Genomic DNA, 24,889 nt, shown 5'->3' on the forward strand with positions numbered 1-24,889 from the left:
TTGCATAAAAGGCAATCCCTTTAATTTCTAAAAATTTTATTCTTTCCTGTTTTATACCTTGAAATATCTTTCAGAATAATCTCATCAGACGGATTAAAATATTTCAGCTCATTAACAATAGAAGAATTTTTATCTGCATTTTCAGCAATAATCTCGTAAGCAATATCCCTCGTTACAGACTGAAGCTTATGATCTTTTTTAAACTCATGTTTCATCGCTTCCAGATAAGTCAGTTTCTTTTCTGCGGGAGTAACTTTATATAATTCCTGAATTTTATCATTCAACATATCCACATCATTAATATTCACAAAATAATTATTCAGGCAATTGAAGGCATCTTTACTTTCATTCCAGCCTTTCAAAAGAATTTCCTGTGCCTTTTCAGGCATTTCCATTTTTTTTCTATAAATAAGAGAGCCTTTCAACATTTGGTTATTATTCACATAATCATCTACCACCATCTGATAATATGTATTGGCATTTTCCATATCATTCAGCTGCTTATACAAATCTCCTACTTTTTCTTTCTGCCCTAAATCTTTGTATAAATCTATAGATTTATGAAACTGTTTTGCTTTTTCGTAGCAATAGGCAGCTTCAGATTTATTTTTTAGCTTTTTAAGATAAATAACTGCTGCCTCATTATATAAACCGCCTTCTTCCAGCGTTTTTGCGCCCCGATAATTATCCTGAAGCAAATTCATATATACTTTTGCCGCACGGGTATATTCTTTTTCATCAATATATTTCTGCGCCAGTTCTTCATACTTATTTCTCAGTTTATCAAATAATGCTGATTCCAGATAAAAACTGCCATTGCCTGATCTTTTTCTTCCTGAAGAGTTTTTTTCTTTATCTTTTAAAGATGTTAAAACTAAAAAAACAATGAATGCAATTACGAGAAACAGCACTAAAGTTCCCACTACACTCCAGAAACTTTTGTGAAAAAGCTGCGCAAATATTCCGATCAGTTTGAAGATTGCCAGAATAAAAAATGCAGCCATAAATTTGTCTATATACTTCTGCTTATTCATCTTTATCGGTATTTAAAATGGTTTTGTCTTCACTGAAAAGACGATAAAGCACCAGTATAACTGCAATCACGAGTATCCAGAACAGCCAGTTGTAGCCGAACATTTCTACCAAAGGATAAAAAATATAAACCAGCATTGCCACAAGCAGAACCATAAGAAATACTTTCATTCCCTGAGAAAGATTATCACCTCCCAAATGAATCTGTTTCTTTTTAAAGAGCCTGAAATACAGCGCAATTCCTCCTGCTATCAAAACAATCAGTCCTAAAATTTCAGAAAGCGAAACGCTTTCAGGTTGATCATCTGACGACACATTATTTCCTTCCAGATAAGACTGAGGATTTTCCGGAATCTCAGATACTGGCTCAATGGTTCCGTAAAATCTCCCCAGAGAATCTTCCATCATTTTTTGTTTTTTCGTAAGAACAGATTTAAATACGCCTTCATCTGCCTGATTTCCGGTGCCGGACTTTTTAAGTGAATCTAAAACTTCATCCTGAACTTTCTGCATTTTTCTGACAACAACTTCCTCTATTTTCAGGCTGTAAATTCCTTTCAGCGAATCTTTTGATTTTTTTTCGTCTTCCCGGTATTTTTGAATGTCTTTTTCTACTTCTTTCATTGATTTCCCACGGAAAGATTCAGATTGAGCCATTGTAAAATCATTCATCAGCTTTCCTCTCCTTTTTCTGTATAGAGAATCTATTTTTTGGTTGATCTCTGTAACTCCCGATTTGAATGCTAAAATATTTTCGGCTTCTTTTTGACTTTCAACATTGCCAACAAATTTCTTCTCTCCGGCTTGATTTTCATCTTTATTAAGATAAAACCCGATTCTTGCTAAAGCCAGTACAATCAAAAACATCCAAAAAACCCAGCGGTATTTTTCTGAACCTGAACTTTTTGATGAATTGCTTTCTCCAAAAATTTTATTCCACCACGAATTTCCAAATCTGAATTTGCTGAAACCATCTCCTCTTGAAGTTCCCATAATATCAAGCGGAACGCCAAGTTCAACTGCTCTGTCGGGATATTTTTCAATATATTTTAAATATTTTTCGATTTCTTTTTTGTTACCTGCCATCACTTTTTTCATGTCAAAAGGCAGGTTTTTCATCCATTCTTCTTCAGTTTGCGGCTTTTCCAGTGACTCCAGAACTTTTTCGTCATCCATTTCAACCATAAAACTCCTGATTTCGGAAGGAATTCCCACTCCGTTCAAAGGTTTACGAATTGTCTCGGCTGATAATTCCGGATACTGAATGAGAGAAAGCCAGTCGATTTCTTCATTTAACTTCACCAAACCAAATTCGGGATGCATGATGAGGTATTGCGCTTCAATATTCTGCCATTCTTCAGGATTTACTTTAGGATAAAAAATGGTGTTTTCCGGAATGAAAAATTTGTTTTCAACGCATTGAACGTAAGAATTTTTTCCGATTTCATTCGGAGCCAGATTTTTGAAAACCAGGAAACATCCGTACAAAACATTCGGCTCATCTGAAGGAACCGGGAATGAACGGACTTCATCCAGATCAATATTTAAAAGATCCATTTCCCGAAGCCATAAATACGGTGCAGAACCTTTGATTAAAAGTCCTCTTTTCGGATAAGAATTTTTCGGAAAAGGTTTAATTCTAAATTCCATAATCCAAAATTTGATCTATAAAAGGCGTTAGATATTCCTCATACATTTGCTCTGTTGTCTTCATTTTCAGCAGATTTTCCTGCGGAAGAAAATATTCTGAGCCTGAAAATTCAGTTTTGGTTCCGATTGCCAAATATCGTTGAATGGAAGTCGGGATGTAAAAAGCAGGAATGTTTTTGTTACTGCTATTGAAAGTCATCATTCCACGAGAGTCTGTGATAATTTCACTGCCTTCAGAAAAAGTAAATTTGTTCTTATTTTTTGTTGCGAATATTTCAACCTTTGATTTGTTTTTTGTTAAAATTAATGCTTCGTTGTAATCAGGTTCCAATGCATATTTAGATATAACCAAATCTTTTGTACCATTGATTCCTATGAAATTAAAATTACTCAGAAGTTTATTAGAACCATATTGCAATCTTTCCAATTCCGTTTTTACTTTTGTGTTGCTTTTGGTTATTTCAGGATCATTCTTTACCGATTCTAAAGATATCTGTCCGTCAATATTTATTTCAAAAATCCATGGTGAATCATCATTTCTCAGATAAAATTTTCTGTTGAAATAATTTACTTCAAAATTCAACGGAATTTTATGCTCAGATAAATTTAGTTCAGAATATTCTTTTGTATTCAGATTGAGTTTAGAAATCAGTTTTTTATCTGACTGATACTGACATAAAATAAAATGCTGCTGTTTATTTTTTGCCAATGCAAACTGACCTCTCGGTTTTACCGAAATATTTTCGATCAAAACCTCACATCCACGATGAATTCTATATTGGTCATAATATTCCCGATTGTAATAATTATCTGAAAGATAAGTTTTCAAAAGCTGTTTTTTAGCACTTAAAATGAAAAATTCACCTTCATATAAAAATGCAGCAATCTTGTTTATTGGTATCGGAAACAAAATCGGGTAATTTATCGGAACATCAGTTGCTTTTAATCTTCTTCTATGCAAATTATCACTTTTATGGGTCTTTTTCGGCGGATTTGCCCACAATTCCTGCAATGGCAGCATGATTTTCTGAATGTGTTTTCTCGTCCCTTTATGGTGCTTGTAAAAGTTCAATTCACCATTTGCGGAAGTCGTCACCAAAAATTTCAGACGGTCTCTGTTTTCATGAATAACTTTCTGAATTTTTTGATGATTTAAGTTCTCCTGATTAGTGATGAAAAATACTTCCAGATCGTTCTCTGTATGCTCTTCGCTAAAAAACTTTTCGAGTGTTTCTGAAACTTCCAGAACCGGACTTACATGATTTTGGTTTTCTATTACCTCTTCTACCCTGTTAAGAGAAATCGGGAAAATATCATTTCCTAATGCAAAAACTTTACATTCTGAATACGCTTTTGGATGCTTGATAACTGCAATTGCCGATGCAAACGCCAAAACTTTTGGGGTTCCCCAGTTTTTCAGGGAAGTATCAATTAAAATAATTCTTTCAAAAATATTTTCTTCAGGTGGAATTTCCCTTTGAATAAACAACGCTTCATTGTTCGCAATACGGTTCATAAAAACCTCATCCTCATTGGCAAATTCTGACAAAAGCATTTTGTTGAAATCACCCTTGTTGGTTATATCCGAGATTCCTCCAATCGGCTGTTCTCCCGGCGAAAGATGACGCATCGGAATTTTCAGACCGCTCCAGATTCTTTTAATTAAGCTTCCGATCTGAAATGTTTTCGGCTCTTCAATGAGTTCCTGAATAAAATCTTTATCAGTTTCAACGGTGGTTTCTTCTTCCACGACTTCATCTTCCAGTTCCGGAATATCAATAATGCCTTTCATTGCATTAATAATAGATTCTGTTGTTGGAAATTTACTATTTAAACTGTTCAAAACCCTTAAGTCTCTGGAAAATTTAGCAATCGTTATTTCGATTTTATTTGCCGAAGCACCTATTAAAAAAGGAGATTTTTTAAGTTCTGACAGAATTTCTTTAGAGGTACGAACGCTAATTGAATTGAAATCATCAGTAAACAAAGTCTGAATTAATAAAATCCGGTTTTGTCCTTTTTTATAATTTGAAGGCAGATGATTGAGATTATTTAAAAATCTTACCGAAGGATCAATAAAATCTCCAATATACTTTACTGAGCTCTTGGGATTTTTCCTAAGCAAATTCTCAAGACTTATTAAATCAATATATCCCTCGTTTGTAGCATAAAGAACCAACAAAAAAGGACTAAACAAAGGCAGCCCGTTCTCCAAAGTATTGAGAACTTCTATAATATAAGAACGATAGGCAATAACGCCAATATCAGGAATAGAGATGAGATTATTTTCGTTATATTCGCTATCATCCTGAATATCCTCATCGGTTGTCCATTCCCAAATAAAATCCTCGTACGACTGAAAATACTCTTTTACATCCATTCCAAAGATTTTTCTGTTAAACGAAATGAACTTACAGATAACTTCCGGAAATCATCTTTATTAAGATGCAAAACATTTCCGCTTTCGTTCCATAAAAGCCATTTTTCATCACATTCATTGTACTTTTTCTGCAATAAAACACTCAGATTTTTAAATTCAAAATCAAAACCGGTTGGCAAAAAATGTCCGTCCTTCTCCCAAAATGTTTTTCCAGGGAAACTAAGTAATGGTATTCCGGTAAACAGTGCCTTATTTCCAACCACAATCCAGTTGATTTTTTCTAATTTAAATTTAGGCAAGGTTATCATTACATCCTTAATTTCAGCAATCGAACATAATAAAACCGTTGCAGGATGCTCTTCTTCGCTGGGTTTCAGTTTGACTTCAATTTTTCCATCAATTCCAAAAAAATTATTGTTGGAAATAGGAAATTTTAGCCTTAAAGCTTTATCAATAGGAGTCCAGAGCAAAGCCGTTCTCATTTTTTTGCTTGGAACCAGAGCCTCTTTCCTGAATAAAAGTCCGTCTCTTAATTCATAAAGCAGAAAATTAGGCAACTGCTGAATTTCAGATGAAACAGCCTGTTCGTCGGTAAAACCTTTCAGCCAAACTACGTCTTCCTCCAAGGCAATCTGAACATTTTTCCAGTCACGGATGGAACCCAGAAAATCTTCATCTGCACGCGGAATTTCTGCCCAGAACTCTTTTAGACTGTTTGAAGGATCTTTTGCCATAGACTTTCAATTTCCTGTTGAATGTACTGTTTCTGTTCAGGATTTCTGATCCACTCGCATCGCGTCTGAAGATATCTTAGTTTATCTTTGATCACGTTCTGCTCTTCAAAACTTAAAGAACCCTGATTCCATCTTTCAATCAGGATTTTTACATCTTTCATCACTTCTTCCGGATTCGGCGTTTTGTTTTGCATTGCCTGAGGATGAGATTTGGGGTTGTCATCTATTTCAATCGTTCTGTTGATGATGCCTTCTAAAATCTCAATCTGTTCTTCGGTATCCCAAATATGTTTCAGCACCCACAAATCTGACAAAATGGCTTCGTTTCTGCCACAAATTAAAGCACTTGCTGCGATGAGGTTCTGTAATTTTACGGCTCTACGATCAGAAATAGCAATTCCTGTATTTCGGAGATTGATGATTGTATTTAAATATACTTCGTAAATCGGTCTCAGATCGACTGTTTTACACAAATTCTGAAGTTCTTTTATTTCGTGGGAGAGAATTTCCGGAGTTTCTGTTTCGGTATTGTTTTCCAGTTTTCTTCCGGCTAAAAGTACCTGCTGAAGAAGATCGGGATGAACATAATCTACATTAATTCTGATCAGAAAGCGGTCGAACAACGCGTTCAAGGCTTCATCTTCAGGAAGAACGTTGCTTGCTCCCACGAACATGAGCGCGGGAAGATGCTTGGTTTCTTTTCCTCTTTTAAAAATCTTTTCATTTAAAGCCATCAACAGGGAATTCAGAATGGCTGAATTAGCATTGAAGATTTCGTCCAGAAAAACCATGGATGCTTCGGGCATCATTCCTTCTGTGTTGGTTAATAATTCTCCTTCTTTTAATTTTCTGATATCAAAAGGACCGAAAATTTCGTTCGGCTCGGTAAAACGGGTTAATAAATATTCGAAATTTTTTCCGTCTTTTACTGTTTTTGCCAACGTTCTTACAATGGCAGATTTTGCGGTTCCGGGAGGTCCGTACAAAAATGCGTTTTCTCTTGCCAAAAGGCAGATTCCCAATAAATCGACGACGTCATTTTTTCCGACAAATGTATCTTTTACGAAGGCTAAAACCTTGTTTAATTTTTCTATATTTTGAGTCATTTGTTTTTTTATTGTAATTATTGACTTCTTTTTTAATTGCAACTGTTTTTTAAACGCAAAGTCCGCAAAGTTTTTTTTGACTACTAACTGTTTTTAAGTTCGCTAAGGCGTTTCACTTAACTAAGTGAGCAAAGGTTAGTTTTCTGTTGTTTTCAGTTCTTTCCAATAAATATCTTTATAAATGCCAAATTCCGCAATCAGTAATTGATTGATGTATGGAATTTCAGCAAGTTTATAATCTTTTTTCTCAACAATTCTTTCGAGATATAGTTTTCGGTAAGTTTTGTCTTTTAACTCTTCTTCCCAGTTGATTTCTTCAAGATCCAGATCACATCCAACCGCTGAATAGTGAAACTGTTTTAAAATATTTTCCAGCATTTTAATCAATGGATCTTCGGAATCTGCAACCTGTAATGCATCATAAATTTGCGGTAAAAATCTTAAAGTTAAATCTGCCGAAATAATTGCCGAAATATCTTTTTCACTCTGAAAATCTACAATTAATTTCTGCAAATCTTTTGTCGTATCTTTTCTTATAAGGTACAACTGTGCACTATGATAAACAACTTTTGCCGCCCAAATTGCTGCATTTTTGCTAAATGATATTGTATCTGCAAGAAAATTGAGTCTTTCTCTTTCAAATTCTGATTGAAGATAATCTGCTGCATCCTGTTCTTCTTTTGCAGAAGTTTGGTGAAGATCTGAATAGACGATCAGTGAGCCGTCTTTTCTGAGTTGTAAAATTGTATCTAAAAATGGAGATTTATTTTGCATTGCTGAACAAATTTAAAATTTTTTCCGAATTATCTGAATTTTAACATGTTGATTTTATCATCTTTTAAAGATGTCTTTTGATGAAAAACCTGAATTCTAGCCCCGATTGCAGCGGCATCCTTTTTTGTGGCGGCGAAGTGAAACGGAGCCGCCGCAAAAAAGATACAGCGGAAAGCGGGAAAAAGCTCCTAAAAAAATATTCGACCTTATCAAAAAATTTTTACTAGATATGATGAAAATACATTAAAAATACCTGAGTCTGATAATTCAGTTAATTATTATCTTTGTGAAAATTTTTAAATTAAAAAAATGAGCATTCACATCAGTGCCAAAAAAGGAGAAATCGCAAAAGTAGTTTTACAACCGGGAGATCCTTTAAGAGCAAAATATATCGCAGAAAATTTCCTTGAAAATGCAAAATTGGTCAGTCAGACAAGAGGCATTTTTTATTATACAGGAACTTATAAAGGCAAAGAAATTACCGTTGGTGCAAGCGGAATGGGTTTTCCAAGCATCGGAATTTATTCTTTTGAACTTTTTACGGAATACGAGGTAGATACAATCATCAGAATCGGAACCTGCGGCGGATATTCTAATGATGTGAAATTATTTGATCTCCTGAACGTGGAAAATGCAGCAAGCGAGAGTACGTATGCAAAATTTGCATGGGGATTTGAGGAAGATATCCTTTCACACCAGGGAAACATTTATGACATCATCAATGAGACTTCAAAAGAACTGGAATTAGCATCAAGACCTGTCAATATTCACAGCAGTGATATTTTTTACAGAAAAGATCCTGCCGTTCCTGAAATTGCTACAAAATACAACTGTCCTGCTGTAGAAATGGAAGCTTTCGGTTTGTTTGCCAATGCTAAACAATTAGGGAAAAATGCAGCGACTATTCTCACCGTTTCGGATATTATTCCTACTCATGAACAAATTTCTGCTGACGAAAGAGAAAGAGCTTTAAAACCCATGATAGAATTAGCTCTGGAATCTGCATTAAAGGTAATTTAATCTGAAAAACATATAAAATATAAGCTCACCTCGTTTTTGAAGTGAGCTTTTGTATTTAATCATTTTTTTTGAGATGAAAAGACTTCGGATCAGGATACTTAAAGCTATATCCAAGCTCTAAAATGATTTTTTCTGAAGAAATAATTCTGTTTTCAGGATTGAATTCATCGGGCAAAGGAAGATTTTTTTGGCTGGAAATTACTTCAGCTTTAGTCGGATGAATGGGAGCTACAACATTGTATAATTTTGAATGCAGCCTCTGATTGATCATCAATTCTATCACCAAAGCAATATCTTCGTAATGGATGTGATTGACTCGTGCATTTGTATCTGATACATTATAATTGCTCAACAATCTGTTGTCTCCCATTAAACCAGCCAATCTCAAAATATTGATCTGCGGATATTTTGCTTTAATTATTCTTTCTTCCGTAACTTGTTGGGAAGGCAAATCTTCTTCTGAAAATTCTTTTAGCTGATCTGGATAGACTCCCGTGGAATTCATGAAAAACATTTGTTTGTCATAATCTCCAATGAATGAAAATAAATTCTGAAACCGATTTTGTAAAGTTTCTTCTGAATATCTTTTATGAGAAAACGGAACAGTAATAATTACAGCATCCAGATCTGAAATATTTTCCCATTGATTGATATTGTCAATGATTTTATCATCCGGAAAACTTACGATCGTGGGATTGAGATTTCTTACCTTTAAGACTTCTGCTTTTTCGCTATTTGTTGTCGTAGTAAATATTTCAAAAACCGAATTCCATTTTTCGGCTAATCTTAAACCCAGCCAGCCACAACCGATTATTCCTATTTTTTTCATTTTAGAATTATAATTTACCTTAAATATGTTTCGTACAAATCTTTCCTGCGATCATTCAAAATCTGAACTGAACCATTATAGTGAAGATCTTTCAGCAAATTCAAATCAACATCAACAATTAAGGTCATTTCTGTATTGGGTGTTGCTTCTCCCTTTATGGCATTTGACGGAAAGGCAAAATCTGAAGGCGTGAAAACCGCCGCCTGACCAAACTGAATATCCATATTATTTACTCCCGGTAAATTTCCTACACATCCTGCAATAGCAACATAACATTCGTTTTCTATGGCTCTTGCTGCAGCACAATGACGAACTCTGGTATATGCATTCTGCGTATCAGTTAGATAAGGAACAAAAAGAATTTTCATTCCCTGATCGGCGAGAATTCTCGGCAGTTCCGGAAACTCCACATCGTAACAGATTACCAAACCTATTTTCCCGCAGTCGGTATCGAAAACTCTGATTTCACTTCCGCCTTTCATCCCATAATATTTCCTTTCGTTGGGTGTGATGTGCACTTTTCTGTATTCATCTATTCTTCCGTCACGATGCAGCAGGTAACTGACGTTATACAATTCGTTATTTTCATAAATCGGCATGCTTCCTGAAATAATATTGACATTATAACTGATCGCTAATTCTGAGATTTTATTTTTAATCTGTTCTGTCAGCTTTGCCAGCTCAATCATACTGTCTCTCTCCGAAAGCTTATTGAAAGGGGCAAGCAAAGGTGTATTGAATAGCTCCGGAAAAAGTACAAAATCTGATTTATAATCTCCCATTACATTAACAAAAAACTCTACCTGCTCATAAAATTCATTAATATCTTTGAAATGCCTCATTTGCCATTGCACCAGCCCAAGTCTCACAACACTATCCTGCATCGTGTTGGGTTTTTTGCTGTAATAGATATTATTCCACTGCATTAAAACCGCATTTTCACGGGAAGCTTCATCTTCCGGAAGATATTTTTTAAGAACTTTTATCGGCAAAAAATTATTGGAAAGCTGGAATGAAAGCACAGGGTCATACATTTCTTTATCCCTCACTTTTCTAATGTATTCTCTGGGTGATAGCTCGTGACTGTATTTATGATAATGAGGAATTCTACCGCCCAGAATGATGGATTTGAGGTTGAGCTGTTCACAAAGTTCTTTTCTGGCATCATACAATCTTCTTCCCAATCTCAGTTCCCGATACTGAGGATCTACAAATATTTCGATTCCATATAAAACATTTCCTGTTGAAATATGTGTATTGAATGTGTAATTACCGGTAATATCGCTATAGGTATGATCATCACCAAATTCATCATAATTTACAATGATAGATAGAGCAACTGCAGCAATTTTATCATCTACAGTAATACAGATCTGTCCTGCTTCGAAGATTTTATTGAGTTTTGCAATACTTTTTTTTGACCAGACGTACTCTGACATTTGAGGATAGGCTCTTCTCATGGTGTCTACCAGCTCATCATAGTCTTCCACTTTCAGCGTTCGTGTTTCTATCTGCATATTTTTTATTTTTTTTAAAGTTACTTAAAAACTTAGAAAATATCAAGTTCAACAAACTTTTGCTTTCTTGGAGAAAATAAATTGAGCTTACTATAAATATTAGAGAGATCCAAAAAAATAAAAGAACCTTTATTTGAAAGGCTCTCTTTTAATTATAATATCTTTCCAGGCTTTATTGTCTCTGAATTTTGTACAGTCTCCCTCCATCGGTAATTGCATATAAAGCATTGTCTGTCCCCTGAACAATATCTCTAAAACGCTGTCCTTCGTTTTCAAGCAGACGCTCCTCTCCCATTACTTTATTATCTTTAATTACTAATCTTACAATATGCTGACCGCTCAAAGCTCCTACGAAAAGATTATTCTGCCATTCGAGAATGTTGTTTCCACGATAAAAAGTCATTCCGCTTGGCGAAATAACCGGATCCCAGTAATACACTGGCTGCTCCATTCCGCTCTGCTGCTGAATTCCGCTTCCAATAACCGCTCCGCTATATTCAATACCGTACGTAATTGTAGGCCACCCGTAATTTTTTCCCGGTAAGACCCTGTTGATCTCATCGCCGCCTCTGGGCCCATGCTCTCCCTGCCACAACTCTCCAGTTACAGGATGCAATGCAATACCTTGTGGATTCCTGTGTCCTATACTGTATAATTCTGGTAATGCTCCCGATTGAGAAAATGCAGGATTTCCCGGCGCAGGATTTCCGTCTTTAGTAATTCTTATAATCTTTCCAATTGCTGCTGTAACAGACTGCGCCAAAGGTCTTGTAGATAAATCTGATCTTTCACCAACACTTATCATAAGATTTCCGGTAGGATCAAATAAAATTCTTCCGCCATAATGCAGATTCCCAGCTGAGGAAGAAGGGTTTGCTCTGTAAATAACAGTAGGATTCTGTATGGCTGCTTCAGAACTTGAAAGCGTTCCTTTAGCAACCGAAGTTACAGTTCCTCCTGCAACATTTTCAGAAAAAACCCAATAGATCATTCTGTTAGAAGAAAATTGGGGATCAATACAGACTCCAAGCAAGCCACCCTGTCCGTTTGAATTTACAGAAGGAATTCCTGTGATAGGATTTCCTACAGATCCTGTATTGGTAACAATTCTCATGGTTCCGCCTTTTTGAGTAACTAGAAGCCGCCCATCCGGCAGAGCTGTGATTCCCCAAGGCGAGTTTAATGAGGATGTAATGATTGCACTCGTAAAAGGAGTTGTAGTTTTGACGCCGTTTGCTCTTGTTTGTCCGGCAAAAGCGGGAGGATAATTCGTATTTGCCGGATTGCTCTCCACCGGCGGATAAATTGCTTCATTAATAGGTTCCTCAATAACCTGCTCAAGACTGTCTGAACAGCTTACAAAAAAAAATGCCGAAGCAAGCAGAAGATAATTAGCTTTAAATTTCATAACTAAATGATTTGGTGATTTCAATCAGTACAAAATCAAATTTCGCACCAACATATTGCTTGTCAATGAAATAGTTAAATCCTAATAATCCAGAAACCAAACTTTTTTTCAGTCATTTAAGGTTGATAAATTTCACCTTTAAGATAATGAATAATTATTCTTGAAAATTACAATCTTATCAGCCTTTTTACTAATTTTGAATTATGGAAACAACACATAAACTGGGATTAATCGGCAGGAATATCTCCTATTCTTTTTCAAAAAAATATTTTGAGGATAAATTCAAAAAGAAAAAACTGACAGATTTTTCTTATGACATTTTTGATGTTCAGAACATTGATGAGATAGAAAAAATTTTCTCAGATCCAACTATTTCCGGACTGAATGTTACCATTCCATATAAAGAGGCAATCATATCATATTTGGATGATCTAAGCGACGAAGCCCAAAAAATTGGGGCAGTAAACTGTATTTTGTTTGAAAACGGTAAAACAACGGGATATAACACAGATGCATATGGTTTTGAGAAGACATTAATTGCCCATAAGAAACACCATCATCAGTCTGCACTTGTTTTGGGAAATGGCGGTGCAGCAAAAGCGGTACAATACGTGTTAAACAAACATCAGATTCCGTTTCAAACAGTATCCAGAAAATCTGAAATCAATTTTGAAAATTTAGATACTGATATTGTTTCTCAGAATAAAATGATCATTCAGTGTACACCTGTAGGAACTTTTCCCAACACACAAGACTGCCTGAAATTTCCTTTTGAAGCACTTACAGAGCAACATTTAGTAATTGATCTTATCTACAATCCTGAATGTTCAAGATTTATTCTCAATGCAGCAGAAAAAGGCGCAAAAACAGTCAACGGATTTTATATGCTGGAACAACAGGCAGAAAAAGCATGGGAAATTTGGTCATTTCAAAAAAAATAACATAAATTAGTAACTTAATTGGCTGTATCAACTCATTTTTAAGAAATTTAATGCCATTATCATAAAAGATTTGCTATGACAACAGAAAATAATCTTTCTGAAAACGAAGAAAACAAACCTTCTGTAGAAGTTCAGGAAAACGAACAAAACATCGATAACCAGGAAAATCATCATGATGATCATGGCGATAATGAACATGATCCTGTTGCCGAACTGTCTCTTTCCGACACCTTAAAGGAAATGGAAAAAATCATCAATTCCAGCAATGCCGGGGAAAGATTCCGCGAGTTTAATGCACTAAAAGAAAAAGCAAATCACTCTATCCATGATGAGATAGAAGACAAAAAACACGAATATACTGATGCTGGGAATACGCCAGAAGATTTCAGCTATGAACATCCGCTACAGTCAAAACTCTCTGCGCTGATTAATATTTTCAGAGAGAAACACGACAACTTTCAGAAAAGTCAGGAGGAAGAGCATAAAAAGAATCTTGAACACCGTCAGGGAATTATTGAGAGACTTAAAAATCTTTACACTAATTCTGAGCCCGGTATCAATTTATTCAAATCAATCCGAGAGATTAAAGAAGAGTGGACCAACGCAGGTCAGGTTGCCAAATCTGAATTCAAAATCCTGAACAACAATTATTTCCATCATCTGAATCAGTTTTATCAGATGCTGGATATGAATAAAGAGTTTCTGGAGCAGGAATACAGCCACAATTTAGAAAAAAGACAGCATATTATTGCCCGTGCTAAAGAACTGGAGAACGAACCGGTGGTACAAAAAGCATTAAATGAGCTTCAATACCTTCACAAGCTCTGGAAAGAAGAAGCAGAACCTGTGGCAGAAGAGTTCCGTGAAAAAACATGGGAAGAATTTAAGGAAATTTCAAACAAAATTCACGAAAGAAAAACTGAACTTTCAGCCGCAATTGAGACTGAGCAAAATGCTAATCTTGAGAAGAAAAACGAAATTATAGCCGAAATAAAAAAGCTTTCTGAACCGCAGGAAAATCCTAATCATAACTATTGGCAGAATGCTATTAAAAAGGTTGAAGAACTCCGCACAGAATTTCTGAAAACCGGCAGCGTTCCGAGAAAGCTCTCAAATACTAACTGGACCGATTTTAAAACTACTTTAAGAAGTTTTAATACTACAAAAAACAATTATTATAAATCCCTGAAAGGGTCACAGCAGCAAAATCTGGAAGAAAAAATGAAGCTCATTCAGACTGCTAAGGATAATATGCATTCTGAGGACTGGGATATTGCCGTTGCTTTGTTTAAAAAACTTCAGGAAGACTGGAAGAAAATAGGACACGTCCCAAAAAGCATGACCAACAAAATCTGGGATGAATTTCGTGATGCGTGTAATATATTCTTTAATAATTATCGCGAAAAAAGCAGTGCTTCTACCGATAATTGGAAAGAAAACTACAAGCTCAAAAAAGATCTTCTTGAAGAGTTAAAAGCAATCTCCAATGATGAAGGCAGTATTGAAAAAATTGAGGCAATCAAAACTTCCTGGAACAATATCGGTAAAGTACCAAGAGACAAGATGGCTATCAATTCAGAATTCAACCGTACATTAAGAGAAAAGCTTAAGCTTAATAAAACGAATGAACTGGAGCTTAAAGAAGAAGGATTATCTGAAAATCAGTTAACTGATAAAGCCAGAAAAATTAAAAGCCAGATTGCCGATCTGGAATCAGAAATTGCAAAGCTTGAAAATAACTTAGCCTTCTTCAACAAACCAACAAGAGAAAACCCGCTCCTTAGAGATACTTATAATACTATAGATGACAAGAAAGCTCACCTCGAGACCTTAAAACAGAATCTTCACAGTATTATTTCCGGTGAATAATTAAAATAAAATATTGATCTTATAAGGCGAAGCAAAATTTTTGTATTCGCTTTTTTTGTCTTATGCAGCACGAAATTTTTATCAGAAGATGTATTGAGCTGGCTCAGAAAGCCACAGGAAATACTTACCCAAATCCTTTAGTAGGAAGTGTGATTGTCCACAACGGAAAAATTATTGGTGAAGGTTATCATCAGAAAGCCGGAGATAACCATGCAGAAATCAATGCCATTCATTCTGTTGAAGATAAAAGCCTTATTCCTGAATCTACCATTTATGTTTCACTTGAGCCTTGTGCACACTACGGGAAAACACCACCCTGCGCTTTAAAAATTGTAGAAATGGGATTTAAAAAGGTAGTGATAGGTGCAATGGATTCTCATGACAAGGTAAACGGAAAAGGAAAAAAAATAATTCAGGATGCAGGTATTGAAGTAATCTCCGGAATACTTGAAGATGAATGCATTGCGCTGAATAAGAGATTTTTTACTTACCATAATAAAAAGCGTCCGTACATTATACTGAAATGGGCAGAATCTAAAGATCATTTTATGGATAAAGATTTTAGGCCTACACAAATCAGTAATTCTCTTACCAAACAGTTTGTACACCAGCTGAGAAATAACGAGCATTCGATTTTAATAGGAACAATGACGGCTTTGCGAGACAACCCAAGCCTTACGACAAGAGAAATTATCGGAAGAAACCCCGTAAGAATTCTGATAGATATTGATCTGAAAGTTCCCACTGATTATCACATATTCAATCATGAAGCTGAAACTCTTATATTTAATTCTATTAAAGACTCAGAGGAAGGAAATGTTAAATTCATCAAAACATCAAGAGAAAACTTTATCCTTAATCTTTTAAAAAAACTTCACGAAATGCAGATACAATCTGTTATTATTGAAGGAGGCGGACATGTTTTGCAACAATTTATAGATGCAGGTTTGTGGGATGAGACTTTGATTATTAGAAATAACAATCTTATACTGGAGAACGGAACAAAAGCTCCGAAATTCCATGAAATTCCGGTTGAGACAGGGGATTTCAGAGACAACTGTATTGAATTTTATAAAAATTCAAACTAATACAAATGCTGTACGAATACAAAACAATCAACACGCCTGTTGAAAACATTCTGTTAAAAGAAAAAGGCAGCAAGTTTATCGGATTCGCGTTTCCCGTAATTAATGACACAGAACTCAAAACAGCCTTAGACAAAATAAAATCTGAGCATCCGAAAGCAACTCATCACTGTTACGCTTTCAGAATGGGCTTAAACGGAGAAAACTACCGCGCTAATGATGACGGCGAACCATCCGGAAGTGCGGGATTACCAATTTATAATCAGCTTTTAGGGAATGAACTTACCAATATCCTTGTGATCGTTGTACGATATTACGGCGGAACAAAATTAGGTGTTTCAGGTCTTGTCAAAGCATACAAAGAAACTGCGAAAATTACTCTGGAAGAAGCTGATGTTATTACAAAAGAACTGGAAACAGAGATAGAAATTCAATTTAATTTTAGTCAGCAAAACATCATTTTTACTTTGCTTTCTAAATTTGATGCGAAAATTCTGAGTTTTGAAGCTGAAGAACACTGTACTCTTACCGCATCTGTCAAAACTTTATTACAAGAAAACATCTCAGACAAATTGTCTGAGATGCAGCATATTTCTTTTAAATTTAAAAACTAATCTCTTCTTCCTCCCATCAGCAATGATGCAAAATAAAGAAGCTGAACTAAAGACCCGATAGCCGCAACTACATAAGTTCTTGCTGCCCATTTTAAACTGTCTTTTACTCCAACAAACTCTTCCGAAGTAACCGTTCCGGTATCTCTCAGCCATTTCATCGCTCTGTTGCTTGCATCATATTCTACAGGTAATGTTATAAAAGCAAACAATGTAGTTACTGCAAACATAATAACTCCGATTGCTAATAATAATTTACTTCCGCTTGCAATCATTACCGCAATTCCTGCAAAAATTACAAACTGCATGAGATTGGAACTGATGCTTACAACCGGCACAAGCTTAGATCTTAATTGAAGCATAGAATAACCAACTGCATGCTGTACCGCATGACCACATTCGTGTGCGGCAACCGCAGCCGCCGCAGCGTTTCTCTGCATATAAACAGCTTCGGACAAGTTAACAGTTTTATCTGCGGGGTTATAATGATCTGTTAACTGACCGGGAACCGAAATCACTTGTACATCATGTATATTGTTGTCTCTAAGCATTTTTTCGGCAACTTCTTTTCCGGACATTCCGTTTCTTAGATGAACGTTGGAGTAATACTCAAATTTAGATTTTAATCTTGAGGAAACCAGCCAGCTTACCAGCATGATAATTCCTATAATAAGATAATAACCTCCCATTTTCTTATAAATTTTAAATAATAATAATCTTTTAATCCAAGTAAAAATTGTGCCAAAACATTAGGTATTATTAATTATATTTGTCATTCAAATTACCTGAATATCATGTCAGAAATTTCAATTTTTGAAGTAAAAACGCAAGATGAACTCAATCAGTTTGTGAAATTCCCTATGGATTTGTACAAAAATAACCCTTTTTTTGTACCATCCTTTATCAATGATGAAAAAAACATCTGGAATCCTGACGAAAACCCTGCACTTAAGTATTCTGAAGCCAAAAAATTTTTAGCTCAGAGAAACGGAAAAACAGTCGGAAGAATTGCAGTTATCATCAATCATAAAGAAGAAAAAGAACTGGGAATAAAAAAAGTGCGTTTTGGCTGGATTGATTTTATTGATGATATAGAAGTTTCAAAAGCGCTAATTGATACTGCCATTAATTTTGCAAAGGAAAAGCAAATCAGCATGATTGAAGGTCCTATGGGATTTACCAATCTCGACAAAGCCGGCATGCTTACGTTGGGTTTTGACAAACTTGCAACAATGATCGGTATTTATAATCATGAATATTATCCAAAACATCTAGAAAAGCTAGGTCTTACAAAAGAAAAGGAATGGGTGGAATTTGAATTGATATTTCCTGAAATTCTGCCGGAAAAAATTCATAAATTCAATGAATTAATTTCTCAGAAATACAAACTGAAAGTCCTGAATTTTAAAAATAAAGAAGGAATATTACAGTATGTAGATCCTATGTTTGATCTATTAGACGAGACCTACAAACATCTTTCTACTTACACTCCTATTTCAGATGAGCAAAGAAAAACATATAAAGAGAAGTACTTCAAACTGATTGATAAAGATTTTATTGTATGCATTGCAGATGAAAACAACAATCTTATCTCTTTTGCCATTACAATGCCTTCTTACTCCAAAGCTTTACAAAAATCAAAAGGAAAACTGCTACCTTTCGGATGGTGGCATTTTTTGCAGGCAGGAATAAAAAATGACAGGGCAAATTTTTATTTAATAGGAATTCATCCAGATTATCAAAGACGTGGTGTAACCTCAATTATTTTTAAAGAAATCTGGAAAATTTTCAGAAAAAAAGGAGTAAAATACCTTGAGACCAATCCTGAATTAGAAGAAAACAAAAGCATCCAACTGCTTTGGCAGGATTACAATCCGGTAAATCATAAAAGAAGAAGAACATATTCCTTAAAATTTTAGTATGAAAATACATCTTTTCATTTTTGCTTTGCTTATTGCTGGTTTTGTAATTTACAATTTATTTTTTGCAGTAAATGATGACAGACTCAATACTCTAATTAACATCATTTATGCAAGTATTCTCTTCGGCTATATTTCTTTTATGGCTTTTATGCTGCTGAAAAAAATGAAGAAATAAAGTTATTTTTATTGATTCTAAATTATCGCTTTTTCCTAATTTAATCAGACTTTTAAGTTGATTAATTTTATGCTTTATGGTTTATTCCCTAAATTTGCAACTTGAGATAATAATGTAAAAATGAATTTACCTGAAAGTTATATTCCGATACTCATACAAGCTGGTGTGGCAGTGGGCTTTGTAGCCATTTCTTTACTTGGCGCTCACTTTTTGGGACCAAAGCAGAAAAAAGGAAATTCTGTAAAAAACCAGAGCTGGGAATGTGGTGTCGCAGTTGAAGGAAATGCAAGAACTCCTTTTTCCATCAAATATTTCCTCACAGCAGTATTATTTGTACTTTTTGATATCGAAATCGTATTTTTTTATCCATATGCAGTAAACTTCAGAGAATTTGGTCTTGAAGGGTTTTTTGCTGTACTCACATTTGTTGCAATCTTTTTTCTGGCATTTTTTTATGTTTGGAAACGTGGTGCACTAGACTGGGATAAATAATATCAATTATAATTTTAAATAAGACATTTAGATCAACTCAATTGGATCTCAGGTTAACATTAACAGTGATTTCTGATCTAAATTAAAATCTTAAAACAATCAAAATGTCAGATCAAAAACCAATAATAAGAACAGATGCACCAGCTCCGGAAGGTTATGAAGGAGAAGGATTTTTCGCAACTAAATTAAGCAGCGTAATCGGAATGGCGAGAAAATTTTCGCTTTGGCCTTTGCCTTTTGCTACCTCGTGCTGCGGAATTGAGTTTATGGCAACATTAAACCCAACTTACGATGCATCAAGATTCGGAATGGAAAGAAACTCTTTCTCGCCGAGACAGGCAGATATGCTGATGGTCTGTGGAACCATTTCTAAAAAGCTGGGACCTGTATTGAAAGAAGTATACACACAGATGGCAGAGCCGAAATGGGTGGTTGCTGTTGGTGCTTGTGCTTCCAGCGGCGGTATCTTTGATACATACTCCGTTTTACAGGGAATAGATAAGATTATTCCGGTTGATGTATATGTTCCGGGATGTCCTCCAAGACCAGAGCAGATAATAGAAGGTGTAATGCAGGTACAGGCTTTGGCAGAAAGTGAAAGTATCAGAAGAAGAGACACCCCTGAATATCAGAAACTTTTAGATTCTTACAACATAAGCAACTAAGAAATGACTAACGAATTTGTATTAGAAGCCATCACAAGAGAATTTCCTGAATCTGTAATTTCCAGTTCGGAACCTTACGGAATGCTAACTCTTGAAATTAAAAAAGATGACATCAAAAAAGTAATTCATTATCTTAGAGATTCTTCTTTAGAAATCAATTTCCTTACAGATATCTGTGGAATTCATTATCCTGAATTTCCGGAAAAAGAAATAGGTGTAGTTTACCATCTTCATAATATGATGACCAATTTCAGAATACGTCTGAAAATATTCATGTCCAGAGAAAACATTGAAGTTGACTCTATGACTGAACTATATGCAGGAGCCAACTGGATGGAAAGGGAAACTTATGATTTCTTTGGAATTAAATTTAAAGGTCATCCGGATCTGAGACCTATTCTGAATATGGAAGATCTTGGTTATCATCCAATGTTGAAAGAATACCGTTTGGAAGACGGAACAAGAACAGATAAGGACGATGCCATGTTCGGAAGATAAAAATAATGCAATAAGCAGTAAGCAATAAGCTTAAAGCCTAAAGCCTAAAGCATTTAAAATATGAAAGACAACTCATTATCTAATATACTTAATCATTACGACAGTAAGGAGCAGATTGACGGGCAGTTATATACCCTGAATCTGGGACCTACCCACCCTGCAACACACGGAATTTTCCAGAACGTACTTACGATGGACGGAGAGAGAATTCTGCATTCTGAGCAAACTGTTGGGTATATCCACAGAGCATTTGAGAAAATTTCTGAAAGAAGAAACTATTCTCAGATCACTACCCTTACAGATCGTATGAATTATTGTTCTGCCCCAATCAATAATCTCGGATGGCACATGACGGTAGAGAAACTTATCGGAGTTGAAGTTCCTAAACGTGTAGATTACATGCGTGTCATCCTAATGGAATTGGCAAGAATCGGAGATCACCTGATTTGTAACGGTGTAACCGGAATGGATTCCGGAGCAATTACCGGTCTTACCTATATGTTTATCGAAAGAGAGCGTATCTATGACATGTACGAGCAGATATGCGGAGCAAGAATGACAACTAATATGGGAAGAATCGGAGGTTTTGAAAGAGATTTCACTCCAAAATTCCATGAGCTGATCAAAGATTTTCTTAAAACCTTCCCACCAAGATTTCAGGAATTCTGTAACCTTTTAGAAAGAAACAGAATTTTTATGGACAGAACCATTGGTACTGGAGCAATTTCAGCAGAAAGAGCTTTAAGCTATGGTTTCACGGGACCAAATTTACGTGCAGCGGGAGTTGATTACGATGTAAGAGTTGCGCAGCCATATTCATCTTATCAGGATTTTGACTTTATTATTCCTGTAGGAACAGCGGGTGATACATATGATCGCTTTATGGTTCGCCAACAGGAAGTCTGGGAATCCATCAAGATTATTAAACAAGCTTACGAAAATCTTCCTGAAGGAGATTTCCACGCTGAAGTTCCTGATTTTTACCTTCCTGAAAAAGCGGATGTTTATCAAAAAATGGAAGCATTAATCTATCATTTCAAAATTGTAATGGGAGAAACAGATGTACCAAAAGGTGAAGTGTACCATGCTGTAGAAGGTGGAAACGGAGAATTAGGTTTTTATCTTGTTAGTGATGGAGGAAGAAGCCCTTACAGGTTACATTTCAGAAGACCTTGTTTTATATATTATCAGGCATATCCTGAAATGATTACGGGTTCTGTAATATCTGATGCTATCGTTACGATGTGCAGCATGAATATTATTGCCGGAGAATTAGACGCATAAAAAGAAGACGTCAGACATCAGATTTTAGATGTTAGACTCTTTACCTTATATATAAAATTTAAAATCTGATGTCTGAAATCTGGCATCTGAAATCTTAGATAAAAAATGAGCGAAACAATAGCTTTTAAACCGGAAAGTTTAGCACAGGTTCACAAAATTATTGCAAGATATCCGGAAGGGAAACAAAAATCTGCTCTTCTTCCTGTACTGCATTTAGCACAGAAGGAGTTCGGAGGCTGGCTGGATGTTCCTGTCATGGATTATGTTGCAGAATTATTAAGCATTAAGCCAATTGAAGTATACGAAGTAGCTACTTTTTATACTATGTTTAACATGAAACCAGTCGGCAAATATGTTTTGGAAGTCTGCAGAACAGGACCTTGTATGGTTTCAGGAAGTGAAAAAATTCTTAACCATATCAGAACCAAGCTCAACATCAAAGACGGACAGACTACTGAAGACGGAATGTTTACTCTGAAGCCAGCTGAATGTTTAGGTGCATGTGGATATGCTCCAATGCTGCAGTTAGGAAAATTCTATCATGAAAATTTAACGATAGAGAAAGTAGATGAAATTCTTGATCTATGCAGAGAAGGACAAATCGCTTTAGACTAAAAATAAATTTTAAATTAATTAAAAAGGCGTACAGCTATCACACTAAGTTCATCGAAGTGTAAAGCCATTCGCTAAAAGCATATAACAATGAGTAAAAAACTTTTACTTAAAGACGCACACATAGAAGGTATCCGCTACTTTGAAACTTACCGCAAACAGGGAGGTTACGGAGCGGCAGAAAAAGCTTTGAAGATGACTCCGGACGAAATTCTGGAAGAAGTAAAAGCTTCCGGACTTCGTGGACGTGGTGGTGCAGGTTTCCCTACCGGTATGAAATGGAGCTTTTTGGCTAAACCGGAAGGCGTTCCAAGACACTTGGTAGTAAATGCTGATGAATCTGAACCGGGAACTTTCAAAGACAGATACCTAATGGAATTTCTTCCTCATTTGTTGATCGAAGGAATGCTTATTTCATCTTACTGTTTAGGCTCAAATGTTTCTTATATCTATATCCGTGGAGAATACTCATGGATTCCTGATATTTTAGAAGAAGCCATTGAAGAGGCTAAAGCAGCAGGATTTTTAGGTAAAAATATTTTGGGAAGCGGTTTTGATTGTGAAATTTACGTTCAAAGAGGAGGTGGAGCATATATATGCGGTGAAGAAACTGCATTGCTTGAATCTCTTGAAGGTAAAAGAGGCAACCCAAGACTAAAACCACCATTCCCGGCTGTAAAAGGGCTTTGGGAAAGACCAACGGTTGTGAATAATGTAGAATCTATTGCAGCAGTTGTTCCTATCATAGATATTACAGGGGCTGAATATGCTAAAATAGGAGTGGGAAAATCTACAGGTACTAAATTAATTTCTGCTTGTGGAAATATCAACAAACCTGGAGTTTATGAAATTGATATGACGATTACGGTTGAAGAATTCATTTACTCTGACGAATATTGCGGTGGAATTAAGGACGGAAAAAAATTAAAAGCCTGTATTCCCGGAGGAAGCTCAGTTCCGATCGTTCCGGCTAACTTGTTATTAAAAACCGTAAACGGTGAACCAAGATACATGAACTATGAATCTCTTGCTGATGGTGGTTTTGCTACCGGAACTATGATGGGTTCGGGAGGTTTCATTGTTTTAGATGAAGATCAGTGTATTGTAGAACATACAATGACTTTGGCGAGATTTTATAATCACGAAAGTTGCGGACAATGTACTCCTTGCCGTGAAGGAACTGGATGGATGTACAAAATTTTAAAGAAAATAGAAAACGGCCAGGGTAAAATGGAAGATATTGATCTTCTTTGGGACATCCAGAGAAAAATCGAAGGAAACACCATTTGTCCGTTGGGTGATGCAGCAGCATGGCCTGTTGCAGCGGCGATCCGTCATTTCAGAGATGAATTTGAATGGCATATCAAAAATCCGGAATTGTGTTTAACACAAAACTACGGATTGGCAAATTATGCAGATCCAATTCCATCACCTGCCGTTTAGTTATAATTTAGTTTAAGCACAATTGAAAAAGAAGTTTTTATTACTGCTGTTATTAGCAGTAGCTTCATTTGCAAGCGCACAAACAGAGCCCTTCAAAAAAGGATCTGTAATGATTTTCTGGGGTTGGAACAATGCAAAATATTCAAACTCTGATATTCATTTTAAAGGAAAAGGGTATGATTTCCAGCTTGACAATGTGGTTGCTAATGACAGACAGACAAAGTTTGAATGGAATGTATATTTTAATCCGGCAAACCTTACCATTCCTCAGGTAAATTACAGGATTACCTTTTTCCCGAAAGATAATTTCGGAATTAGCCTAGGGATGGATCACATGAAATATGTGATGGATCAAAACCAGACCGTAAACTTTAAAGGACATATTGATGATCCTAAATACGCGGAAATGGTAAATAATGGTAAAGTAGACCTTAGTGATGCAGAATTTTTAACATTCGAACATACAGACGGTCTTAATTATATCAATATTGGAGCACAGAAATATCACAATGTTTTAAACAAAAAAAATGTTGATATATTTTTGAGTTACGGAGCAGGATTAGGAGCTTTACTGCCTAAATCTAATGTGAGGCTGATGGGAAATGAAAGAAGCGACAGATTTCATCTCGCAGGCTTCGGACTGGATGCAAGAGCTGCGGTGAGTGTGGTTGCCTTAAGACATATTGTTGTACAGGCAGAAGGCAAATTAGGATACATTAATATGCCGGATATAAAAACCACGCTGAACAACAAGCCAGATAAAGCCATGCAGGATTTTGTCTTTGCACAGTTTAATTTCGGAATAGGATATACATTTAATACGAAAAAGTATAATTAAATAG

At 35.6% G+C, this 24,889-nt stretch carries 24 protein-coding genes; 14 read left to right on the forward strand and 10 right to left on the reverse strand.

The genetic code is table 11. The features are described 5' to 3' along the window. Nucleotides 1-20 precede the first annotated feature (20 nt). From FNE73_RS11540 to FNE73_RS11565, 6 genes are all read right to left on the reverse strand, one after another. Nucleotides 21-1,034 (reverse strand): hypothetical protein, encoded by a 1,014-nt coding sequence (locus tag FNE73_RS11540; RefSeq protein ID WP_143884756.1) that lies wholly within the window; start codon nucleotides 1,032-1,034, stop codon nucleotides 21-23. After that, nucleotides 1,027-2,682: an APC family permease gene (locus FNE73_RS11545; protein WP_143884757.1), complete on the reverse strand. Its 1,656-nt coding sequence runs from the start codon at nucleotides 2,680-2,682 to the stop codon at nucleotides 1,027-1,029. The genes FNE73_RS11540 and FNE73_RS11545 overlap by 8 nt, the downstream gene beginning before the upstream one ends. After that, on the reverse strand, nucleotides 2,672-5,062 hold the full coding sequence (locus tag FNE73_RS11550) for a hypothetical protein (protein ID WP_143884758.1): 2,391 nt from the start codon (nucleotides 5,060-5,062) through the stop codon (nucleotides 2,672-2,674). The genes FNE73_RS11545 and FNE73_RS11550 overlap by 11 nt, the downstream gene beginning before the upstream one ends. Continuing rightward, a complete protein-coding gene (locus FNE73_RS11555) occupies nucleotides 5,053-5,796 on the reverse strand; it encodes a hypothetical protein (protein ID WP_143884759.1) in 744 nt (247 codons plus the stop codon). Before FNE73_RS11555 ends, FNE73_RS11550 begins: the two co-directional genes overlap by 10 nt. Continuing rightward, entirely contained in the window at nucleotides 5,769-6,902 is a 1,134-nt protein-coding gene (locus tag FNE73_RS11560) for an AAA family ATPase (RefSeq protein WP_143884760.1), read from the reverse strand. Before FNE73_RS11560 ends, FNE73_RS11555 begins: the two co-directional genes overlap by 28 nt. A 135-nt stretch (nucleotides 6,903-7,037) precedes the next feature. Continuing rightward, nucleotides 7,038-7,676 (reverse strand): hypothetical protein, encoded by a 639-nt coding sequence (locus FNE73_RS11565; RefSeq protein WP_143884761.1) that lies wholly within the window; start codon nucleotides 7,674-7,676, stop codon nucleotides 7,038-7,040. Nucleotides 7,677-7,985: 309 nt separating this feature from the next. On the opposite strand from FNE73_RS11565, the gene deoD reads away from it, so the two are divergent. Then, on the forward strand, nucleotides 7,986-8,696 hold the full coding sequence (deoD, locus tag FNE73_RS11570; protein WP_143884762.1) for a purine-nucleoside phosphorylase: 711 nt from the start codon (nucleotides 7,986-7,988) through the stop codon (nucleotides 8,694-8,696). Between the two features lie 55 nt (nucleotides 8,697-8,751). On the opposite strand, the gene FNE73_RS11575 is transcribed toward deoD, so the two are convergent. The 3 genes from FNE73_RS11575 to FNE73_RS11585 all read right to left on the reverse strand — a co-directional run bounded on the left by FNE73_RS11575 (nucleotide 8,752) and on the right by FNE73_RS11585 (nucleotide 12,450). Beyond that, nucleotides 8,752-9,525, reverse strand: coding sequence for a Rossmann-fold NAD(P)-binding domain-containing protein (locus tag FNE73_RS11575; protein WP_143884763.1), 774 nt, complete (start codon nucleotides 9,523-9,525; stop codon nucleotides 8,752-8,754). 14 nt (nucleotides 9,526-9,539) lie between these two features. Beyond that, nucleotides 9,540-11,042: a carbon-nitrogen hydrolase family protein gene (locus FNE73_RS11580; RefSeq protein ID WP_143884764.1), complete on the reverse strand. Its 1,503-nt coding sequence runs from the start codon at nucleotides 11,040-11,042 to the stop codon at nucleotides 9,540-9,542. Nucleotides 11,043-11,214: 172 nt separating this feature from the next. Further along, nucleotides 11,215-12,450 (reverse strand): PQQ-dependent sugar dehydrogenase, encoded by a 1,236-nt coding sequence (locus FNE73_RS11585; RefSeq protein ID WP_143884765.1) that lies wholly within the window; start codon nucleotides 12,448-12,450, stop codon nucleotides 11,215-11,217. Between the two features lie 203 nt (nucleotides 12,451-12,653). On the opposite strand from FNE73_RS11585, the gene FNE73_RS11590 reads away from it, so the two are divergent. From FNE73_RS11590 to FNE73_RS11605, 4 genes are all read left to right on the forward strand, one after another. Beyond that, a complete protein-coding gene (locus FNE73_RS11590) occupies nucleotides 12,654-13,391 on the forward strand; it encodes a shikimate dehydrogenase family protein (RefSeq protein WP_143884766.1) in 738 nt (245 codons plus the stop codon). Between the two features lie 75 nt (nucleotides 13,392-13,466). Next, complete coding sequence (locus FNE73_RS11595) at nucleotides 13,467-15,260, forward strand: DUF349 domain-containing protein (RefSeq protein ID WP_143884767.1); 1,794 nt, start codon at nucleotides 13,467-13,469, stop codon at nucleotides 15,258-15,260. Between the two features lie 62 nt (nucleotides 15,261-15,322). Next, on the forward strand, nucleotides 15,323-16,348 hold the full coding sequence (gene ribD, locus FNE73_RS11600) for a bifunctional diaminohydroxyphosphoribosylaminopyrimidine deaminase/5-amino-6-(5-phosphoribosylamino)uracil reductase RibD (RefSeq protein WP_143884768.1): 1,026 nt from the start codon (nucleotides 15,323-15,325) through the stop codon (nucleotides 16,346-16,348). A gap of 5 nt (nucleotides 16,349-16,353) precedes the next feature. Continuing rightward, complete coding sequence (locus FNE73_RS11605; RefSeq protein WP_143884769.1) at nucleotides 16,354-16,959, forward strand: IMPACT family protein; 606 nt, start codon at nucleotides 16,354-16,356, stop codon at nucleotides 16,957-16,959. On the opposite strand, the gene FNE73_RS11610 is transcribed toward FNE73_RS11605, so the two are convergent. Further along, complete coding sequence (locus FNE73_RS11610) at nucleotides 16,956-17,645, reverse strand: zinc metallopeptidase (protein WP_089744960.1); 690 nt, start codon at nucleotides 17,643-17,645, stop codon at nucleotides 16,956-16,958. The two genes, FNE73_RS11605 and FNE73_RS11610, sit on opposite strands and share 4 nt — an antisense overlap. A gap of 105 nt (nucleotides 17,646-17,750) precedes the next feature. Between FNE73_RS11610 and FNE73_RS11615 the strand changes: the two genes are divergently transcribed. From FNE73_RS11615 to FNE73_RS11650, 9 genes are all read left to right on the forward strand, one after another. Further along, nucleotides 17,751-18,875 (forward strand): GNAT family N-acetyltransferase, encoded by a 1,125-nt coding sequence (locus FNE73_RS11615; protein WP_143884770.1) that lies wholly within the window; start codon nucleotides 17,751-17,753, stop codon nucleotides 18,873-18,875. Nucleotide 18,876: 1 nt separating this feature from the next. Then, nucleotides 18,877-19,053 carry a hypothetical protein gene (locus FNE73_RS16760; protein ID WP_185147338.1) on the forward strand — a complete coding sequence of 59 codons (177 nt, stop codon included), beginning with the start codon at nucleotides 18,877-18,879 and terminating at the stop codon, nucleotides 19,051-19,053. 120 nt (nucleotides 19,054-19,173) lie between these two features. Continuing rightward, a complete protein-coding gene (locus FNE73_RS11620) occupies nucleotides 19,174-19,545 on the forward strand; it encodes an NADH-quinone oxidoreductase subunit A (protein WP_034673742.1) in 372 nt (123 codons plus the stop codon). A gap of 104 nt (nucleotides 19,546-19,649) precedes the next feature. Continuing rightward, nucleotides 19,650-20,210, forward strand: a complete 561-nt coding sequence (locus FNE73_RS11625; protein WP_089744958.1) for an NADH-quinone oxidoreductase subunit B — start codon at nucleotides 19,650-19,652, stop codon at nucleotides 20,208-20,210. A gap of 3 nt (nucleotides 20,211-20,213) precedes the next feature. Beyond that, nucleotides 20,214-20,708, forward strand: coding sequence for an NADH-quinone oxidoreductase subunit C (locus tag FNE73_RS11630; protein ID WP_130914061.1), 495 nt, complete (start codon nucleotides 20,214-20,216; stop codon nucleotides 20,706-20,708). Between the two features lie 60 nt (nucleotides 20,709-20,768). Next, the gene (locus FNE73_RS11635; protein ID WP_143884771.1) at nucleotides 20,769-21,992 is read left to right on the forward strand and encodes an NADH-quinone oxidoreductase subunit D; all 1,224 of its coding nucleotides are present in this window, start codon (nucleotides 20,769-20,771) and stop codon (nucleotides 21,990-21,992) included. A gap of 105 nt (nucleotides 21,993-22,097) precedes the next feature. Continuing rightward, on the forward strand, nucleotides 22,098-22,607 hold the full coding sequence (locus tag FNE73_RS11640) for an NADH-quinone oxidoreductase subunit NuoE family protein (RefSeq protein ID WP_143884772.1): 510 nt from the start codon (nucleotides 22,098-22,100) through the stop codon (nucleotides 22,605-22,607). Between the two features lie 87 nt (nucleotides 22,608-22,694). After that, nucleotides 22,695-24,047 (forward strand): NADH-quinone oxidoreductase subunit NuoF, encoded by a 1,353-nt coding sequence (gene nuoF, locus FNE73_RS11645; RefSeq protein ID WP_143884773.1) that lies wholly within the window; start codon nucleotides 22,695-22,697, stop codon nucleotides 24,045-24,047. A 22-nt stretch (nucleotides 24,048-24,069) separates the two neighbouring features. After that, on the forward strand, nucleotides 24,070-24,885 hold the full coding sequence (locus tag FNE73_RS11650; protein WP_143884774.1) for a hypothetical protein: 816 nt from the start codon (nucleotides 24,070-24,072) through the stop codon (nucleotides 24,883-24,885). Nucleotides 24,886-24,889 lie beyond the last annotated feature (4 nt).

Origin of the sequence: Chryseobacterium binzhouense, assembly GCF_007474545.1 — a bacterium.
In the GTDB taxonomy this organism is placed as follows: Bacteria; Bacteroidota; Bacteroidia; order Flavobacteriales; family Weeksellaceae; genus Chryseobacterium; species Chryseobacterium binzhouense.

Coding starts and splice junctions, on each gene's coding strand:
- FNE73_RS11585 (WP_143884765.1), bottom strand. CDS start 12,450: ATGAAATTTAAAGCTAATTATCTTCTGCTTGCTTCGGCATTTTTTTTT.
- FNE73_RS11560 (WP_143884760.1), bottom strand. CDS start 6,902: ATGACTCAAAATATAGAAAAATTAAACAAGGTTTTAGCCTTCGTAAAA.
- FNE73_RS11605 (WP_143884769.1), top strand. CDS start 16,354: ATGCTGTACGAATACAAAACAATCAACACGCCTGTTGAAAACATTCTG.
- FNE73_RS11540 (WP_143884756.1), bottom strand. CDS start 1,034: ATGAATAAGCAGAAGTATATAGACAAATTTATGGCTGCATTTTTTATT.
- FNE73_RS11565 (WP_143884761.1), bottom strand. CDS start 7,676: ATGCAAAATAAATCTCCATTTTTAGATACAATTTTACAACTCAGAAAA.
- nuoF (WP_143884773.1), top strand. CDS start 22,695: ATGAGTAAAAAACTTTTACTTAAAGACGCACACATAGAAGGTATCCGC.
- FNE73_RS11555 (WP_143884759.1), bottom strand. CDS start 5,796: ATGGCAAAAGATCCTTCAAACAGTCTAAAAGAGTTCTGGGCAGAAATT.
- FNE73_RS11595 (WP_143884767.1), top strand. CDS start 13,467: ATGACAACAGAAAATAATCTTTCTGAAAACGAAGAAAACAAACCTTCT.
- FNE73_RS11580 (WP_143884764.1), bottom strand. CDS start 11,042: ATGCAGATAGAAACACGAACGCTGAAAGTGGAAGACTATGATGAGCTG.
- FNE73_RS11615 (WP_143884770.1), top strand. CDS start 17,751: ATGTCAGAAATTTCAATTTTTGAAGTAAAAACGCAAGATGAACTCAAT.
- FNE73_RS11590 (WP_143884766.1), top strand. CDS start 12,654: ATGGAAACAACACATAAACTGGGATTAATCGGCAGGAATATCTCCTAT.
- FNE73_RS11640 (WP_143884772.1), top strand. CDS start 22,098: ATGAGCGAAACAATAGCTTTTAAACCGGAAAGTTTAGCACAGGTTCAC.
- FNE73_RS11610 (WP_089744960.1), bottom strand. CDS start 17,645: ATGGGAGGTTATTATCTTATTATAGGAATTATCATGCTGGTAAGCTGG.
- FNE73_RS11620 (WP_034673742.1), top strand. CDS start 19,174: ATGAATTTACCTGAAAGTTATATTCCGATACTCATACAAGCTGGTGTG.
- FNE73_RS11635 (WP_143884771.1), top strand. CDS start 20,769: ATGAAAGACAACTCATTATCTAATATACTTAATCATTACGACAGTAAG.
- ribD (WP_143884768.1), top strand. CDS start 15,323: ATGCAGCACGAAATTTTTATCAGAAGATGTATTGAGCTGGCTCAGAAA.
- deoD (WP_143884762.1), top strand. CDS start 7,986: ATGAGCATTCACATCAGTGCCAAAAAAGGAGAAATCGCAAAAGTAGTT.
- FNE73_RS11550 (WP_143884758.1), bottom strand. CDS start 5,062: ATGGATGTAAAAGAGTATTTTCAGTCGTACGAGGATTTTATTTGGGAA.
- FNE73_RS11575 (WP_143884763.1), bottom strand. CDS start 9,525: ATGAAAAAAATAGGAATAATCGGTTGTGGCTGGCTGGGTTTAAGATTA.
- FNE73_RS11625 (WP_089744958.1), top strand. CDS start 19,650: ATGTCAGATCAAAAACCAATAATAAGAACAGATGCACCAGCTCCGGAA.
- FNE73_RS11630 (WP_130914061.1), top strand. CDS start 20,214: ATGACTAACGAATTTGTATTAGAAGCCATCACAAGAGAATTTCCTGAA.
- FNE73_RS16760 (WP_185147338.1), top strand. CDS start 18,877: ATGAAAATACATCTTTTCATTTTTGCTTTGCTTATTGCTGGTTTTGTA.
- FNE73_RS11545 (WP_143884757.1), bottom strand. CDS start 2,682: ATGGAATTTAGAATTAAACCTTTTCCGAAAAATTCTTATCCGAAAAGA.